Below are 15,542 nucleotides of genomic sequence, written 5' to 3' on the forward strand. Positions count from 1 at the left end.
ACGTCAATCTTGACGTAAATGATCAATGTGAGGTTCCATGGCGTGGTTGACGGCATCGCAGGCCCTGGCGGCCCTTGGCGTCCAGCCGCAGACCCTTTACGCCAATGTCAGCCGGGGGCGCATTCAGGCCAAGCCCGATCCGCAGGACCCGCGCCGCAGCCTTTACAAGAGCGAGGATGTGAAACGCCTCGCCGGACGCAAGGCCGGGCGGCGCACGGTGGCCAATGTCGCCGCCGAGGCGATCGGCTGGGGCGATCCGGTCCTGCCGTCGAGCATCTCGACCATTGCCGACGGGCGCCTGTGGTATCGCGGCAGGGATGCGTCCGCATTGGCCGCCACCTCGACACTTGAAGAGATTGCAGCGCTGTTGTGGGAAGCGGCGGAAATCACCGCATCGCCTTCCGCCCACGATATGCCCAGGCCCGCCCGCCCGCTGGAGGCAGCGATGATTGTCCTTGCCCGGCGTGCCGCAACGGACCTGCCGGCCCATGGCCGCTCGCGAGCCGTGCTGGTTGCCGAGGCATCCGGTGTCTTTGCGGACGTCGTTGCGGCGATGCTTGGCACCGGCAGCGCCGCCAATCACGCCGTTCACATCCGACTGGCCCATGCCTGGAATGCGCCGGAAGCGGAAGACTGCATCCGCCGGGCGCTGGTTCTGCTGGCCGATCATGAGCTCAATGCCTCGACCTTTGCGGCCCGCGTCGCCGCCTCGACCGGAGCGCCGCTGTCGGCCGGCATGCTCGCCGGTCTTGCCGCGCTGACCGGGCCGCTGCATGGCGAGGCCTATCTCAGCGTGCAGGCGCTGGTCCGGACCGCACAGGCCACCGGCGCAGGTTTTGCGATACGCGAACTGCTGGCCCAAGGCAGGGCCATTCCTGCCTTCGGGCACCCGCTCTATCCCCATGGTGACCGGCGCGCCACGGCGCTGCTGGCACAGTTCGAACCGGGCGCCATCTATCGGCAGATTCGCGAAACGGCAGAGATGCTGACCGGCGAGCAGCCCAATATTGATTTTGCCCTTGCCGCCATGACGGATGGCTTTGGTCTGCCTCCATCGGCACCCGTCATTCTCTTCGCCATTGCCCGCTCCGTCGGCTGGATTGCGCATATTCTGGAACAACAGTCGATGAACCAGCTGATCCGCCCGCGTGCCCGTTACACCGGCCCGCCCCTGTCTCTGTCCTGAACCGGCAATCGCCCATGAAAAAATTCAGGCGATATGTCGATACCGGTAAATCCCGCGCGTCGTGTCATCGGAGCGAGGGTTTACCAACGACCGGACCATCCGGCCGCCCGGCATCCGAACCGAAGGAGAAACGACAATGCGATTCATGATTCTGGTGAAGGCAACGAAAGATTCGGAAGCCGGCGTCATGCCGCCGGAGGAACTCTTCAGCGCCATGGCCGATTATCACGAACAGCTGGCGAAAGCCGGAGCGCTGCTGGACGCCAATGGCCTTCAACCCACCGCAAAGGGCTGGAAAATCCGGTATTCCGGCGGCAAGCGGACCGTGATCGACGGGCCGTTCGCCGAAGCCAAGGAACTGGTGGCGGGCTATACCATCATTCAGGTGAAGACGCGTGAGGAGGCGATTGAATGGGCCAACAGGTTTCCCAACCCGCATCCGGACGGCGGCGAGATCGAAATCCGGCAGATGTTCGAACTCGAAGATTTCGGCGAATTCGAAGCCATCGACCGCTTTCGCGACATGGGCGCCGGCCAGAACAAGTAAGCCGCACGTCGCGATCTTGCGCGACGGCCTCGAAGGTGATGTGATCGGCCCTTATGACGACCGCCGCCGAAACCCATCGTGCCATCGAAACCGTGTGGAAAATCGAGCAGGCCCGGATCATTGCCGGGCTTGCGCGCATTGTCAGAGACGTCGGGCTTGCCGAAGAACTGGCGCAGGAGGCACTGATCGCCGCACTGCGCCACTGGCCATCGGAGGGTATCCCGCGCAATCCCGCCGCATGGCTGATGGTCACCGGCAAACGCCGGGCCATCGATCATTTCCGCCGCACCAAGATGCTGAAGCGCAAGCACGGGCAGTTAGGCTATGACGCGGAAATCGAACAGGCCGCCATGCCGGATTTCGATACGGCACTGGACGACGACATCGGCGACGACATGCTCAGCCTCATCTTCACCGCCTGCCACCCCGTGCTATCGGCCGAGGCGCGCACGGCGCTGACGCTGCGCATGATTGGCGGGTTGACGACGGAGGAGATCGCCCGCGCCTTCCTGACACCTGAAGCCACCGTTGCCCAGCGCATCGTCCGGGCCAAACGCACGCTGTCGGAGGCGAATATTCCCTTCGAGGTGCCGCGCGGCAAGGACCGCACGGAGCGTCTCGCCTCGGTGCTTGCCGTGCTCTACCTGATTTTCAACGAGGGCTATTCGGCCACCGCGGGAGATGATTGGATCAGGCCGCAACTGGCACAGGAAGCCATGCGGCTCGGGCGTATCCTTGCTGATCTGATGCCGGATGAACCGGAGGTGCACGGGTTGATCGCGCTCATGGAAATTCAGGCCTCGCGCTTTGCCGCGCGGGTCGGGCCGTCAGGCGAACCGGTCCTGCTGTTCGACCAGAACCGCGCGCACTGGGACCATCTGCTGATCCGGCGCGGGTTGGCGGCACTGGAGCGGGCCGAAAGGCTGGGCACCGTCTACGGCCCCTATGGCCTGCAGGCGGCCATCGCCGCCTGCCATGCACGGGCGCGAACCGCCGAGGAAACCGACTGGGTCCGGATCGCCGCGCTCTATGAGCAGCTGGCAAAGCTCATGCCATCGCCTGTCGTCGAGCTCAATCGGGCGGTAGCGCTTTCCATGGCTTTCGGTCCGCAAGCCGGGCTCGACCTTATTGACCAGCTGACTGGCGAGCCGTCCCTGCAGGCCTATCATCTCCTGCCAAGCATTCGCGGCGACCTCCTGCTGAAACTCAATCGGCCGGATGAAGCGCGGGCTGAGTTCGAGCGGGCCGCAAGTCTCACGCGCAATGCCCGCGAGCGCACAATCCTGTTGGAGCGCGCGGCTTCCTGTGCCTAGCGCTGCAATGAGAGCTTCATGCCCTCATGGCTGGCGACAAATCCCAGTGCTTCGTAGAAACGCGCCGCGTCGGGCCGCGTCTTGTCGGTGGTAAGCTGCACCAGCCCGCACTGGCGTTGCCGGCAGGTGTCAATGGCCCATTCAAACATGCGGCGGCCAAGCCCGCCGCGCCGGTGCGTTTCGGCAATCCGCACGCTTTCGATCTGCCCGCGCCACATGCCGGTGCGTGATAATCCGGGGATGAAGGTGATCTGGGCGCAGCCGACAACCAGTCCTCCGTCTGCCGCCACGACCAGAAGCTGGTTCGGGTCGCTGTCGATGGCGGCAAAGGCCGAGCAGTAACGCGCATCGACCGGATCGGAGATCACCTCGCGCCGGCTGCCGAGCGGATCATCGGCCAGAAGCGCGACAATGGTGGGGAGATCGGCGCTGGTGGCCTTGCGGATGAGGGGTTCGGTCAACACTGGTCTCCTACCTGAAAACGATTGCACGAACCACGCACCACGTGTTGGCAATCCGCTTTAATACATCTCATTCCACAGTATCAAATCCAACCCCTGTCAGATGCTCCGACATATCCCACAGCTTCGCCGCCACGGTGGTATCTTTGGCCTGGGGCATGACCTTGGCCGGTTCTGGCGGTCCCTTCAGTTCATAGAACCAGTTCGGGCCGTAGTAGCCGCTGCCGGTTGCGGCAGGAGAGGTGGCGGCGAACAGCGTCGGCAGCGAACCGTCGGCAGCGGAATGGCTGGCAAAGGGTTGCATCAGCATGCTGACTCTGGATAGGAGCCCGTTTGTGCCGGGGCCGTTGGAGATGAGTTCGGTACGGGCATAGCCGGGGTGCGCCGCATTGCTCATCAGGCCCCACCCGGCGGTATCGCTGCGGCGTTGCAACTCGAACGAGAACATCAGCATTGCCAGTTTCGACTGGCAGTAGGCCGGCCACGGCTTGTAGGTCTTTTGCCATTGCAGATCGTCGAAATGAATTTTGCCGCTGCGATGGGCAAGGCTGCTCAGATTGACCACGCGCGGCCGGTCCCCTCTGATCAGCAGGGGCAGCAAATGTGCCGTGAGAGCGAAATGACCGAGATAATTCGTACCGAACTGCAACTCAAAGCCGTCGCCGGTCGCCTGCCGGGTGGGCGGCGTCATCACGCCAGCATTGTTGATCAGCAGGTCCAGGTTTTGACGCTGCTCCCGCATACGGTCGCCGAAGGAGCGCACCGATGCGAGGCTGGCAAGGTCGAGTTCCTCGAAACGGATGTCCGCGCCAGAAACAGCGGCCTTGATCTGCGCCACCGCTGCAGCGCCCTTCTTGCCGTTGCGGCCGGCAAGAATGATCTCCCCGCCTGCGCGGGCGAGGGCCAGTGCCGTTTCGTAGCCAAGGCCACCGGTACCGGTGACAATGGCGGAGCGGCCACGCTGTGAGGGAATATCCGAAAAAGTCCAGTCTGCCATGATGCGCACTCGCGTTGATGATCGTAGGCATTAAATATGCACTCAGTGCAAATTTGCAAGTAGGGCAATTATTTGCCATAAGATGCGCCGGAGACAGACATGACGGACACCCTATCAACCCAAGAAGGATTGCGGGCACGCAAGCGGCGTGAGACTCGCCAGCGCATCGCCGAGGCGGGACTGCGCCTGTTCCTGAAAGACGGTTTCGAGGCCACGACGCTGGATGCCATCGCGGCGGCCGCTGATATTTCACGCCGGACGTTTTTCCATTATTTCAGCTCCAAGGAAGAGGTCGTCAACGCGTTCGAAAGCAGCACCGATGAGGCATTCCGGGCGGCCATTGCAGACGAGCCTCTTAATGAAGCGCCGCTCGATGTCGTCCGCAACGCCTTTCTCAAGGTCATAGCGAGCTACGAAACCAAACAGGCGATCGCCATCGACGGCCTGTTGCGCTCGACGGAGGCTTTGTGTGCCCGCAAGCAAGCCAATTATCAGCGCAAGGAGCAGATGCTGTTCGACGCGTTGAGCGAGCGCTGGCCGGAACCGGAGAGGCGGGCGGGCCTGCGGCTGGTGGCCATGGTCAGCGTCGGCGCGCTACGGCTGGCGGCGGAAACGTGGAGCGCCGAGCAGGGGCGACGTCCTCTGGCGGACTATCTGCAAGAGGCATTTCACGGTTTGCGAACCGAAATCGCCACCTGACCAATCCGGCAGCGTCACCAAAACTTCACGGAACAGTCAAACGGCAGAGACGCGCGGCACCTAATCCTGGGGGCTCGATCCACGCACTCGAACCTCAGGTGAACCCCATGCGACCCCTCTTTGCCGCTCTGCTCTGCGCTTCCTTTCTGGTTCCTGCCTCGGCCCTGGCCGCGGATCAGGAATTCAAGGCGAAACTCGTCTCCCATGCCATCCTGCCGGCCAACACGATCATCAAGGCACCGGATGATGCGCCGGAACACCTGAAGACCTCGGGCAAGTTCACCACCGCCGACCGCAAGCGGGCGGAAGGTCTGGCGACCGTTCCAGGCAAGGACGGCGTGCGGCTGACCGGACTTAGCCTGCCGTTCGATGGCCAGCCGGTGCAGGGCTTTTCCGGTATCAAGGCGGTCGGTGACGGCACCTACTGGTCGCTCTCCGACAACGGCTTCGGCACCAAGCTGAATTCGCCCGATGCGATGCTGATGCTGCATCACCTCGCCTTCGATTGGGACAAAGGCACGGTCGAGCGCAAGGAAACCGTGTTTCTGCGCGATCCGGACAAGAAAATCCCGTTCCCGATCGTCATGGAAGGCAGCGATACCCGCTATCTCACCGGCAGTGATCTCGATGTCGAATCGATCCAGCCTGTCGCCGACGGCTTCTGGATCGGCGAAGAGTTCGGCCCCTATCTCGTCAAGGTGACCAGCGACGGCAAGATCACCGACGTCATCGCCACCAAGGTCGGTGATCGCGCCGTCCGTTCGCCCGACAATCCGGCCATCACCCTGCCGGCCAATCCGACGCTGAAGAACCCGGCATTCAACCTCAAGCGTTCCGGCGGCTTTGAAGGGCTGGCGCAGTCAAAGGACGGCAAGAAACTCTACGGCCTGCTCGAAGGCCCGCTGTTCGGCGATGATGGCGTGGTGGAAAAGGTTGACGGCCAGCCGGCGCTGCGCGTCATCGAATTCGATGTCGCATCGAAGAACTGGACCGGCCGCAGCTGGCTCTATCCGCTGGCACCGGGCGGCGAGGCGATCGGCGATTTCAACATGATCGACGACACGACGGCGCTGGTGATCGAACGCGACAATGGTGCGGGCACCGCGGCCAAGGCCTGCGCCGACCCGAAGACGCCAAAGCCCGATTGCTTCGATGCACCGTCCAAGGTCAAGCGCATCTACAAGATCGAAATGACCGACCAGAATGTGGGCGCTGCCGTGCGCAAGATCGGCTACATCGATCTTCTCAACATTGCTGATCCTGACAACAGGAAGCGCCAGGGCGGCGGCGAGGGCTTTTACGACATGCCGTTCGTCACCATCGAGAATGTCGACGTCGTTGATGCCAGCCACATCATCGTCGGCAACGACAACAACCTGCCGTTCTCGGCCGGACGTGCCGTCGACAAAGCCGATGACAATGAATTCGTCCTGCTGGAAGTCGGCGATTTCCTCAAGGCACGCTGAACCGTATAGGGGCGGCGCAAGCCGCCCCGTCTCTTTTTGAGAAATTAGCTTATTGCGCGCAGATTGTTCTTCGCGACGTGCTCTTCCGTATCGGCCAATGCCAGCTCAAAGCGGTTGAAGAGCTCGTTCAGCTCCGCTTCCGTGATGATCATCGGCGGGCAGAAGGCGATGGAATCGCCGATGGCGCGCAGCACCGCGCCGTGACCTTCGAGGAAGCGGGCGAGCTGTGCGCCGACGCCGTGTTTCGGATCGAAGGAACGTTTGGTTGCCTTGTCGGCCACCAGTTCCACCGCGCCCATCAGGCCGGAATTGCGCACTTCGCCGACCAGCGGATGATCGATGACCTTCTTCAGGCGTGCTTCGAAGGTCGGCGTCAGGCTGCGCACATAGTCGACGATGTTGCGGCGCTGGTAGATCTCGATGGCCTTGACCCCGAGCGCGCAGCCCAAGGGATGGCCGCCATAGGTGAAACCGTGGCCGAATGTGCCGATCTGGGCGCTGTGATCCACATAGGCCTGGTAGACGTCTTCGGGAACCAGCACGGCGCCGAGCGGTGCATAGGCCGACGTCAGCTGCTTGGCCGCCGAGATGGTGGTCGGCGTCATGCCGACGGCCTGGCTGCCCCACCAGTGGCCGGTGCGGCCAAAACCGTTGATGACCTCGTCGGCAATGATCAGAATATCGTGCTCGCGCAGGATCGGCTCGATGGCGGCGAAATAGCCCGATGGCGGCACCAGCACGCCGCCTGCACCCATCACCGGCTCGGCGATGAAGGCGGCGATGGTGTCGGGGCCTTCGCGTTCAATCATGTCGCGCAGCGAATCGGCAAGACGCGCCACGAATTCCGCCTCGCTTTCGCCTGCCTGGCCGAAGCGGTAGTAATGCGGGCAGTCGGTGTGCAGGATGCCTTCCACCGGCAGATCCCAGCCCTTGTGGTTATAGGGCAGGCCGGTCAGCGACGCGGCCATGATGGTCACGCCATGATAGGCCTTGACGCGCGAGATGATCTTTTTCTTCTTCGGGCGGCCCAGCGCGTTGTTGTAGTACCAGGCGAGCTTGACCTGTGTGTCATTGGCTTCGGAACCCGACGAGGTATAGAAAACCTTGGAGATCGGAACGGGCGCGATTTCCTTGAGCTTTTCGGCAAGCTCGATCGCCGGTTCCATGCCCTTGCCGCCGAAGAGGTGGTAGTAGGGCAGGGTGCGCAGCTGCTCGGTCGCAGCGTCGATCATTTCCTCGTCGCCGAAGCCGAGACCGGCGCACCACAGGCCCGCCATGCCCTCGATATATTCCTTGCCCTGCGTGTCATAGATATAGACCCCCTTGGCATGGCCCATCACCAGCGGTCCTTGATCCTGCAATTTATGGAGGGGGGTATAGGGATGCAGGATCGAATCGATATCGCGCTGCTGGACATTTGTAAGGGGGCGGCTGCTCGCCATTTCATGACTCCATTTTGATGGGATGGGGCGAGCTTAGCCAGACTTGCCGGAAAGAGCAAAGCGGCTTCCAAAAGAAAACGTCGCCTGCGTCGTTATTCCGGGCGAAGGCCCTTCATTACGGCCGCATAATCCTTGCCGAGCCGGGTGAGCAGCGTGGTTTCATCATCTTCGGCCGAAACGGTGAGGCTGGTGCCGTCATTGCCGAGCATGACGAAAACGAGCTGGTCGACGGCACCGTCCGACAAGGAAATGGCCGCAATGCGCTGTTGGTCCCCGTCTTCCGGCGCGCGAATGTTGAAAACAACCTCCCCGCCGACGAGGGTTGCGGCCTTCTGCAAAACGCCTTCGAAACCGTCGGCAACAATATCCTGTGCGCCAAGCGCCAGTTCGATCTCGACAACTTCAAGCGAAACCGCTTTGCCAGTCTCAGGCATTCTATCCGGCCTCGTCATTTTGCGTTGTAAAAGCGGCTTGCTTGCCCGCCTTCTATCCTGCCCTGAATCACCGGGGCGATGATGTCAGCTATGTGACAGCCGATCTACTCATAAAGTGTAAACGGTTGAGATGGTTCGGTGGTGTGGCCAGTTGCTGGATATTACCGGATTTTGCGCTAAGGTGTCATCAGAGCTTCATGCACTGCGGGCATTCATGTGCCGTTGCCCATATTCAAACTCAAAAACCGATTTCATATTTAGACACTGCATTTTCAGTCACGCATTCATTAACCGGAGGGGATTTTGAAACCTCGATTTTTTCTATTGCTCCCATTGCTTTTTCTCGCCGCGTGTTCCGATACGGGACAACCCGACCCAAGTATCGTCTCAGCATCGACATTTGACGCGGCACAGTTCGACGAGCTGAAGAGCCAGATTGCTGCGCTTGCCAACCAGAACGCCGGTTTTGCCGCGGATTCAGCCGAAATGAGGCGGCTTCAGGATGAGATCAGCCATCTGAAAGCTGCCGAATCTGCTCGCTTGCAGCCTGCTGCCGAGGTTTGTCAGTAAGTCGTTCGATCCAAAAAAGATAGTTATTTCAATATTTTATTATTTCAGGAAGCTACTATGGACAGACGCGATTTTATCAAGATGCTCGGCATGGCCGGCATCAATACCGCCGCTTATGCTGCATGCTCCGCCTATATGCAGGAGGCTTTAGCCAGTTCAACTGTTGTGGAAGATATGCTGAGCGCTTCGGCGCACTGCCGGAAAGGCTCGCTGGCAGATATCGAGCATGTGGTCATTCTGATGCAGGAAAACCGCTCCTTTGACCATTACTTCGGTACATTGCGCGGTGTGAGGGGTTTCGGCGATCCACGGCCTCTGAAATTGAAAAATGGGGAACTGGTCTGGCATCAGGCACAATCTGATAGTTTGGCGCAGAAGGTAAAGCCGTATCAACTGTCCAGAGGCACCATGACTGATGAGGAAGGCGCAGCCGGTGGTGTTTTTCTGCAGGACCCAGCCCATGATTACAAGAGCGGTCTTGCCGCGTGGAACATGGGTCTCATGGACAAATGGATTCCCCAGAAGGGTATTGTGTCTATGGCCCACTATAGCGAAAAAGATATTCCACTGTATTTCAAGCTGGCAAAAGCCTTCACCATTTGCGATGCCTATTTTTGTTCGCACAATGGACCGACCGACCCGAACCGCAGCTATCTCTGGACCGGCACGTGCAACGGCAGGACCTCCAACGAATATTTCAGTGGCAATACCAAAGCGGACGACGATGCTTCAAGGCCGAACTGGAAATCCTACCCCGAAAGATTACAGGAGCTAGGTGTCGATTGGAAATTCTATCAGGACGGTCTCACGAAAACAGATGATGCTTTTTCTGGAAACTACGGGGACAACACCCTTGAATATTTTAAACAGTTCAGAGTGAATAAAACCCGTCTTCTTGATAAGAGTTCGATCTACGACAAAAACCAGACCGTAAATTCTGTATTGCGGGCAGAGGTCAATACGAAGTCGCAGTTCGAGCAGGACATCATTGACAATAAGCTCCCCGCCGTTTCATGGATTGTTGCCCCAGAAGCTTTTTCCGAACACCCGAAATATCCGCCGCATTTTGGTGAGTATTATCTGCATGAAATATTGCGCGCGCTCGTCGCCAACAAGGAAGTCTGGCACAAGACGGCGCTGATCGTTACATATGACGAAAACGGCGGTTTCTTCGATCATGTGCTGCCACCGGCTCCCCCTGCAAGGAACAATGGCGGTGTAGTCTCGCGCGGAATAACGCTGCCACTCTCGGATAAGCCGCGCACTTTTGACACCGAATATTCCGCCGACGGGGGTACAGTCATCGGCATGGGTATGCGTGTTCCAGCGCTAGTCATTTCCCCATGGAGTTCGGGTGGCCGTGTCTGTTCGGAGGTTTTCGACCATACTTCTGTCATCCGGTTTCTCGACGTGTGGCTCAGGGCCAGACGGAAGGAATTGAAGGACATGCCCGTCTTTTCAAACATCTCGTCCTGGCGGCAGGCCATTGCCGGGGATTTGACCAGCGCGTTTGATTTTGCCCGTGCGGACGTCAAGCCTATGGATGAAATGGCTAACGGAATGCAGCCCATGAAAATTTTCTCGGGCCGCGAACGAGAAACCGCGCGCAATACGGTTGCTTTTAAGCCAACGGTTGCTGACGTAAATGCTGACCCTGAAAACGGCAGGCCGATCCCGGCGAAGCAGGATCGTGCAGGCTGCGATCTCTTGCCGATTGGTTATGATTTTCAGGTTTTCGGTAGCCGCGACGCGGGTCCTCCAAAAGGGTTCAGGCTTACCTTCAAGAATTATGGCAAACTTGGCGCCGCCTTCACCGTTCTATCTTACGACCGAACGGATCAAGGCTGGTTTTTTAGTATTGAGGGTGTGAAATCCGAGGATTCGCCGGTCATCGTGTCGGATAGTTGGTATCTGAAGGATTCGAAGTTGCCCGGCTGGGTTGAAGGCGATTACTCTTATTCGGTTCATGGACCCAATGGTTATTTGGCCGAATTCCGTGGCAGCGCAGAAAATCCACTGCACACAGCGTTTCCCGATTTTGTTGACATAAGTCCGTCTGCGGATGGAAAAACCATGAAATTCGCCTTTGCAACATGGCCCACGGCCAACGGGAAACTGAAAATGATCAATGCTTATTATCCCGATGAAAAGCCGACGATTGTTTCCAATGGCACCGACAGGGTTGACGTTGCCACAAAGGACGGCTGGTACGATGTTTCCTTCGTCGATGCGGTGAACACGGACAGTAAGTATCTGCGCCGCTATGCCGGGCATATTGAAACCGGCAAAATGAGCCGGACCGATCCGGCCATCGGGATGATCTACGACGAGGTGGCGCGGGTCTATATCCCGGCTGTGGTCTAGCGGGCAGGAGCCATGGCAATGGCAGGCGCCACGAGGCCTGCCGTTCCAATGCTTGTCTCACCGGGGAAATACGGTTAGCTGTTCATGTCCGTCACAGACCAGCCATATCGGGATTCCATGCGACACCACATCCGACGCCGCCAATCGATTTCCGCCAAATGGTCGGTGCGGATCGCGTTCCTGTCGGCCATCCTGTTTGTCCTGTCCGGCCTCGGGCACCGCTTCGAGCGGATCGAAACACCCGAGTTTCTCTGGCTGCTCGCCATCGTGGCGGGCCTCGCGGTGCTGGCGCTGCTGCTCGGCATCAAGGGATTCACCAGCCTGTGGCGCCGTGGCGACCGCGGCGGCCCGTCCGCCTTCTGGGGCGCGGTAATCGCGCTGGTGGTCCTCGGGCCCTTTGTCGTGACGGTCTATCAGGCGATGGCCCTGCCGGCGATCTATGACGTGTCGACCGACGTCACCGAGCCTCCGGCGCTGTTTGCCCTGGCCGGTCAACGGACGGACCGCATGAACCCGCTGGTCAACGATCCGCACAGCCGTGCCCTGCAGGCCAAGGCCTATCCCGAAGTGACGGGCCGGCGCTACGAAGGCTCGCCGGACCGCATTCTCGATGCCGCCGTGACGGTGATCACCAACAATGGCTGGACCATCATCGATCAGAAGGGCGTGCCCGGCGACGACGAGGAAATACTTATGGAAGTCGTGGCGCGGACCTGGCTGCTGGGCTTCACCAGCGACGTCGTCATCCGCCTGAGCGACGAGGGCGAGACCACCTATGTCGATATGCGGTCGGTCTCGCGCTACGGCATTCACGATCTCGGCGAAAATGCCGGCCGCATCGCCCAGTTCATGGCTGACCTCGATGCGCAGGTGCAGAATGCGCAGCCGGAGGAAGACACCACTCAGCCGGCCCAGTAGACGCCGTCGATGGAGGGGTTGCCTTCCGTATGCACCTTGCCGCGGGCAACGAGATCTTCCAGATGGGCAAGCATCGATAGCGCGGCAGCGCCGTGCAGGCGCGGGTCGGTTTCCCGGTAGATGACCTTGACCATGGCGGCGATCGTGCGGTCGCCCAGCTTGACCCGTTCGAGCACGGCGCGCTCGCGCATCTTGCGGTGGGCTTTCAGGCCGCGCACAAAAGTTTTCGGCTTGGTCACCGCACCGCCATGGCCGGGAAGATAGACCCGGTCATGCCGCTCAAGGAGCCGGTCGAGCGAAGCCATGTAGTCCGACATCGAGCCATCGGGCGGCGCCACGATGGATGTAGCCCAGGCCATCACATGGTCGGCGGAAAACAGGATGTCCGTTCCCTCAAGCCCGAACACCACATGATTGGCCGTATGGCCGGGCGTATGAATGGTGCGCAGGGCCCAGCCATCGCCTGCAATGACGGAATTGTCGGCGGCGGCGATATCCGGCACGAAATCATAGTCGCCGCTGGCATCGAGCAGGTTGACCTCGCCGATATGCAGCGGCCGGGCCGGGCGGTGCGGGCCTTCCGCCACCAGCGTCGCGCCAAGCTCGGCTTTCAAAACCGTTGCGAGCGGCGAATGGTCCCGGTGCGTGTGGCTGACAAAGATATGGCTGACCGGCCGCCCGGCGATGGCGCGCCGCAATGCCGCGTGGTGTGCATCGTCAACCGGGCCCGGATCGATCAGCGCCAGCGTATCGCGGCCGATCAGATAACTGTTGGTGCCGAAAAAGGTGAAGGGGCTGGGATTGTTGACCGTGATGCGCTTGATATCAGGCGCAATCTCGACGGCTTCGCCATAATGCGGCGCAAAAGAACTGTCGAAAACGAGGGACATGGGGGTGTGCGGACCTTGTGTATGGCCTTGCGCATATTGCGCTGCGGCGTCATCCCCAATATACCCTTTTCAACGCATGGCGAAAGCCGATCCGGAGGATAGAACATGATTGCTGCCCAGACCCGTTCCCTTGCTGAAACCTTCCAGCCGGAAGGCCAGCTTGCCAAAGCCGTATGGTTTGTCTCGCTTGCCCTTGTCGGCACGGCGCTGATGACCCTTGCGGCGAAGACCAAGATCGACATGGTTTTCGTCAATGTCACCATGCAGACCTTCGCCGTTTTCGCCATTGCCGCCGCCTATGGCTCGCGTCTGGCCGTGGCCACCATGGCGCTTTACCTGCTCGAAGGTGCGCTCGGCATGCCGGTTTTCACCGGAACGCCGGAAAAGGGCATCGGCCTTGCCTATATGGTCGGCACCACGGGCGGCTACCTCGTCGCCTATCTCGCCGCCGCCTGGGTTGTCGGTCTTGCCGCTGACAAGGGCTTTGCCCGCAACCCCGTTGCCATGGGCGTTGCCATGCTCGCCGGTGAGGCGATCATCCTCAGCCTCGGCTTCCTCTGGATGGCTTACCTGCTCGGCTTCGAGAAGGCGTTTGCCTTCGGCGTCGGCCCGTTCATCGTTGCCGATATCCTGAAACTGGCGCTGGCCGCCGCCATTGTCCCGGCCATCGGCTCGCTGCTCAAGCGCCGCTGATTTCTGCTCTTTGCACCCCCTCTGTCCTGCCGGATGGAGGGGGTGCCGCATTGTCTGTTGGAGAGGCACTCCGTGTCCGATTACCCCCGCGATCTCATCGGCTTCGGCCGCAATACCCCAGACCCGAAATGGCCGGGCCATGCCCGCATCGCCGTGCAGTTCGTGATCAATTACGAGGAGGGTGGTGAAAGCTGCATCCTCGACAATGATCCGGCGTCGGAAAACCTGCTCTCGGAAATCGTCGGTGCGGCGGCGTGGCCGGGACAGCGCAATCTCAACATGGAATCCATCTACGAATACGGCTCCCGTGCCGGCTTCTGGCGGCTGTGGCGCATCTTTACCCGCCGCAACCTGCCGGTCACGGTCTACGGCGTGACGCTGGCCATGGCGCGCAACCCGGAAGCAGTGGCCGCCATGCAGGAAGCCGATTGGGAAATCGCCAGCCACGGCCTGCGCTGGCTGGAGTACAAGGATTTTCCGGAAGACATCGAGCGCCAGCACATCCTTGAAGCCGTGCGGCTGCACACCGAAATCACCGGCACGCGCCCGCTTGGCATCTATCAGGGCAAGCCCTCGGACAACACGCTGAAGATCGTCATGCAAGAGGGCGGTTTCGTCTATTCCGCTGACAGCTATGCCGATGAACTGCCCTATTGGGTGAAAGGGCCGAAGGGTCCGCATCTGATTGTTCCCTATACGCTCGATGCCAACGACATGCGGTTTGCCACGCCGCAGGGTTTCAACACCGGCGACCAGTTTTTCACCTATCTCAAGGACACGTTCGACGTGCTCTACCGGGAAGGGCAGGAAGGCGCAGCCAAGATGATGTCCGTCGGCCTGCATTGCCGTCTTGTCGGACGCCCCGGACGGGCGGCGGCGCTGGAGCGGTTCCTGGATTATGTGCAGGGGCACGAGGCTGCCTGGGTGACGCGCCGCATCGATATCGCGCGCCACTGGCATGAGCATCATCGCCCGGACAGTGCCGTATGACCATCCTTCTGCTTGCTGTCCAGCCGCTGACCCGCGCGGCGTTCGAACCCTTTGGCGATGTGATCGAAGCCGAGGGTGCCGAGGTACGCCTGATCAACAATGGCACCACGCAGCGTTTTCACGATCTGGCCCATGTCGATGTGGCCGGGGCGGAGGCGCGGGTTCTGATCAATATTTTTCGCGGACATGCTTTCGCCCCGCCCATCGACATCGCGATGCTCGAGCGCCATCCGCTGGGCAGCCAGGCTTTCTATCCGCTGCAGGACCGGCCGTTTCTCATCGTCGTGGCGGAAGACGATGCGGGCCGTCCGGGCCAGCCGAGAGCGTTCCTGGCACAGGGCAATCAGGGCGTCAATTACGGCCGCAATGTCTGGCATCACCCGTTGATTTCCCTCGAAGCGGCGTCGGATTTCCTCGTGGTCGATCGCGGCGGTGCAGGGGACAATCTGGAAGAGTTTTTCTTCGGAGATGTGGTTTATCGGATCGAAACGGTCTGAATCGCAGATAGGCGGTGCGTGGTTCGACAAGCTCACCATGAGGGAGAGTGAGGATTGCAGGGAGCTATATTCTGC

Annotated in this window: 16 protein-coding genes; 11 read left to right on the forward strand and 5 right to left on the reverse strand. The window is 60.4% G+C overall.

Features of this window, described 5'->3' with window-relative positions; translation table 11 throughout:
- Positions 1-37: 37 nt before the first annotated feature.
- The 3 genes from ACIQWS_RS04120 to ACIQWS_RS04130 all read left to right on the forward strand — a co-directional run bounded on the left by ACIQWS_RS04120 (position 38) and on the right by ACIQWS_RS04130 (position 3,046).
- Positions 38-1,186 carry a citrate synthase gene (locus tag ACIQWS_RS04120; protein WP_403170459.1) on the forward strand — a complete coding sequence of 383 codons (1,149 nt, stop codon included), beginning with the start codon at positions 38-40 and terminating at the stop codon, positions 1,184-1,186.
- Between the two features lie 136 nt (positions 1,187-1,322).
- On the forward strand, positions 1,323-1,733 hold the full coding sequence (locus ACIQWS_RS04125) for a YciI family protein (protein WP_223611504.1): 411 nt from the start codon (positions 1,323-1,325) through the stop codon (positions 1,731-1,733).
- Positions 1,734-1,786: 53 nt separating this feature from the next.
- Positions 1,787-3,046, forward strand: a complete 1,260-nt coding sequence (locus tag ACIQWS_RS04130; RefSeq protein ID WP_346306511.1) for an RNA polymerase sigma factor — start codon at positions 1,787-1,789, stop codon at positions 3,044-3,046.
- Here ACIQWS_RS04130 and ACIQWS_RS04135 read toward each other — a convergent pair.
- Positions 3,043-3,507, reverse strand: coding sequence for a GNAT family N-acetyltransferase (locus ACIQWS_RS04135; protein WP_403170463.1), 465 nt, complete (start codon positions 3,505-3,507; stop codon positions 3,043-3,045). The two genes, ACIQWS_RS04130 and ACIQWS_RS04135, sit on opposite strands and share 4 nt — an antisense overlap.
- Before the next feature lie 70 nt (positions 3,508-3,577).
- Complete coding sequence (locus tag ACIQWS_RS04140) at positions 3,578-4,504, reverse strand: SDR family oxidoreductase (RefSeq protein WP_403170466.1); 927 nt, start codon at positions 4,502-4,504, stop codon at positions 3,578-3,580.
- 99 nt (positions 4,505-4,603) lie between these two features.
- On the opposite strand from ACIQWS_RS04140, the gene ACIQWS_RS04145 reads away from it, so the two are divergent.
- Together ACIQWS_RS04145 and ACIQWS_RS04150 are read left to right on the forward strand one after the other, a co-directional pair.
- Complete coding sequence (locus ACIQWS_RS04145) at positions 4,604-5,203, forward strand: TetR/AcrR family transcriptional regulator (RefSeq protein ID WP_346306508.1); 600 nt, start codon at positions 4,604-4,606, stop codon at positions 5,201-5,203.
- Between the two features lie 107 nt (positions 5,204-5,310).
- The gene (locus ACIQWS_RS04150) at positions 5,311-6,669 is read left to right on the forward strand and encodes an esterase-like activity of phytase family protein (RefSeq protein ID WP_403170468.1); all 1,359 of its coding nucleotides are present in this window, start codon (positions 5,311-5,313) and stop codon (positions 6,667-6,669) included.
- A 44-nt stretch (positions 6,670-6,713) separates the two neighbouring features.
- Here ACIQWS_RS04150 and ACIQWS_RS04155 read toward each other — a convergent pair whose 3' ends face one another.
- Together ACIQWS_RS04155 and ACIQWS_RS04160 are read right to left on the reverse strand one after the other, a co-directional pair.
- A complete protein-coding gene (locus ACIQWS_RS04155) occupies positions 6,714-8,111 on the reverse strand; it encodes an aminotransferase (protein WP_403170471.1) in 1,398 nt (465 codons plus the stop codon).
- A 92-nt stretch (positions 8,112-8,203) separates the two neighbouring features.
- Entirely contained in the window at positions 8,204-8,545 is a 342-nt protein-coding gene (locus ACIQWS_RS04160) for a hypothetical protein (RefSeq protein ID WP_223611498.1), read from the reverse strand.
- A 303-nt stretch (positions 8,546-8,848) separates the two neighbouring features.
- Between ACIQWS_RS04160 and ACIQWS_RS04165 the strand changes: the two genes are divergently transcribed.
- From ACIQWS_RS04165 to ACIQWS_RS04175, 3 genes are all read left to right on the forward strand, one after another.
- Positions 8,849-9,115: a hypothetical protein gene (locus tag ACIQWS_RS04165; RefSeq protein ID WP_403170474.1), complete on the forward strand. Its 267-nt coding sequence runs from the start codon at positions 8,849-8,851 to the stop codon at positions 9,113-9,115.
- 57 nt (positions 9,116-9,172) lie between these two features.
- Positions 9,173-11,479, forward strand: coding sequence for a phosphocholine-specific phospholipase C (locus ACIQWS_RS04170; protein ID WP_403170477.1), 2,307 nt, complete (start codon positions 9,173-9,175; stop codon positions 11,477-11,479).
- Between the two features lie 84 nt (positions 11,480-11,563).
- Positions 11,564-12,397 carry a DUF1499 domain-containing protein gene (locus ACIQWS_RS04175; RefSeq protein ID WP_403170480.1) on the forward strand — a complete coding sequence of 278 codons (834 nt, stop codon included), beginning with the start codon at positions 11,564-11,566 and terminating at the stop codon, positions 12,395-12,397.
- On the opposite strand, the gene ACIQWS_RS04180 is transcribed toward ACIQWS_RS04175, so the two are convergent.
- On the reverse strand, positions 12,382-13,287 hold the full coding sequence (locus ACIQWS_RS04180) for an MBL fold metallo-hydrolase (RefSeq protein ID WP_403170481.1): 906 nt from the start codon (positions 13,285-13,287) through the stop codon (positions 12,382-12,384). The two genes, ACIQWS_RS04175 and ACIQWS_RS04180, sit on opposite strands and share 16 nt — an antisense overlap.
- A gap of 105 nt (positions 13,288-13,392) precedes the next feature.
- Here ACIQWS_RS04180 and ACIQWS_RS04185 point away from each other — a divergent pair, with 105 nt between their 5' ends.
- From ACIQWS_RS04185 to ACIQWS_RS04195, 3 genes are read left to right on the forward strand one after another with little or no spacing between them, the layout of a single operon-like run.
- Positions 13,393-13,980: a biotin transporter BioY gene (locus tag ACIQWS_RS04185; protein ID WP_403170485.1), complete on the forward strand. Its 588-nt coding sequence runs from the start codon at positions 13,393-13,395 to the stop codon at positions 13,978-13,980.
- Between the two features lie 33 nt (positions 13,981-14,013).
- Positions 14,014-14,970 carry an allantoinase PuuE gene (gene puuE / locus ACIQWS_RS04190; RefSeq protein ID WP_403170488.1) on the forward strand — a complete coding sequence of 319 codons (957 nt, stop codon included), beginning with the start codon at positions 14,014-14,016 and terminating at the stop codon, positions 14,968-14,970.
- The gene (locus ACIQWS_RS04195; protein ID WP_403170491.1) at positions 14,967-15,467 is read left to right on the forward strand and encodes an ureidoglycolate lyase; all 501 of its coding nucleotides are present in this window, start codon (positions 14,967-14,969) and stop codon (positions 15,465-15,467) included. Before puuE ends, ACIQWS_RS04195 begins: the two co-directional genes overlap by 4 nt.
- Positions 15,468-15,542: the final 75 nt, after the last annotated feature.

Source organism: Phyllobacterium sp. NPDC097923 (genome assembly GCF_044760925.1).
Lineage (GTDB): Bacteria > Pseudomonadota > Alphaproteobacteria > Rhizobiales > Rhizobiaceae > Phyllobacterium > Phyllobacterium calauticae.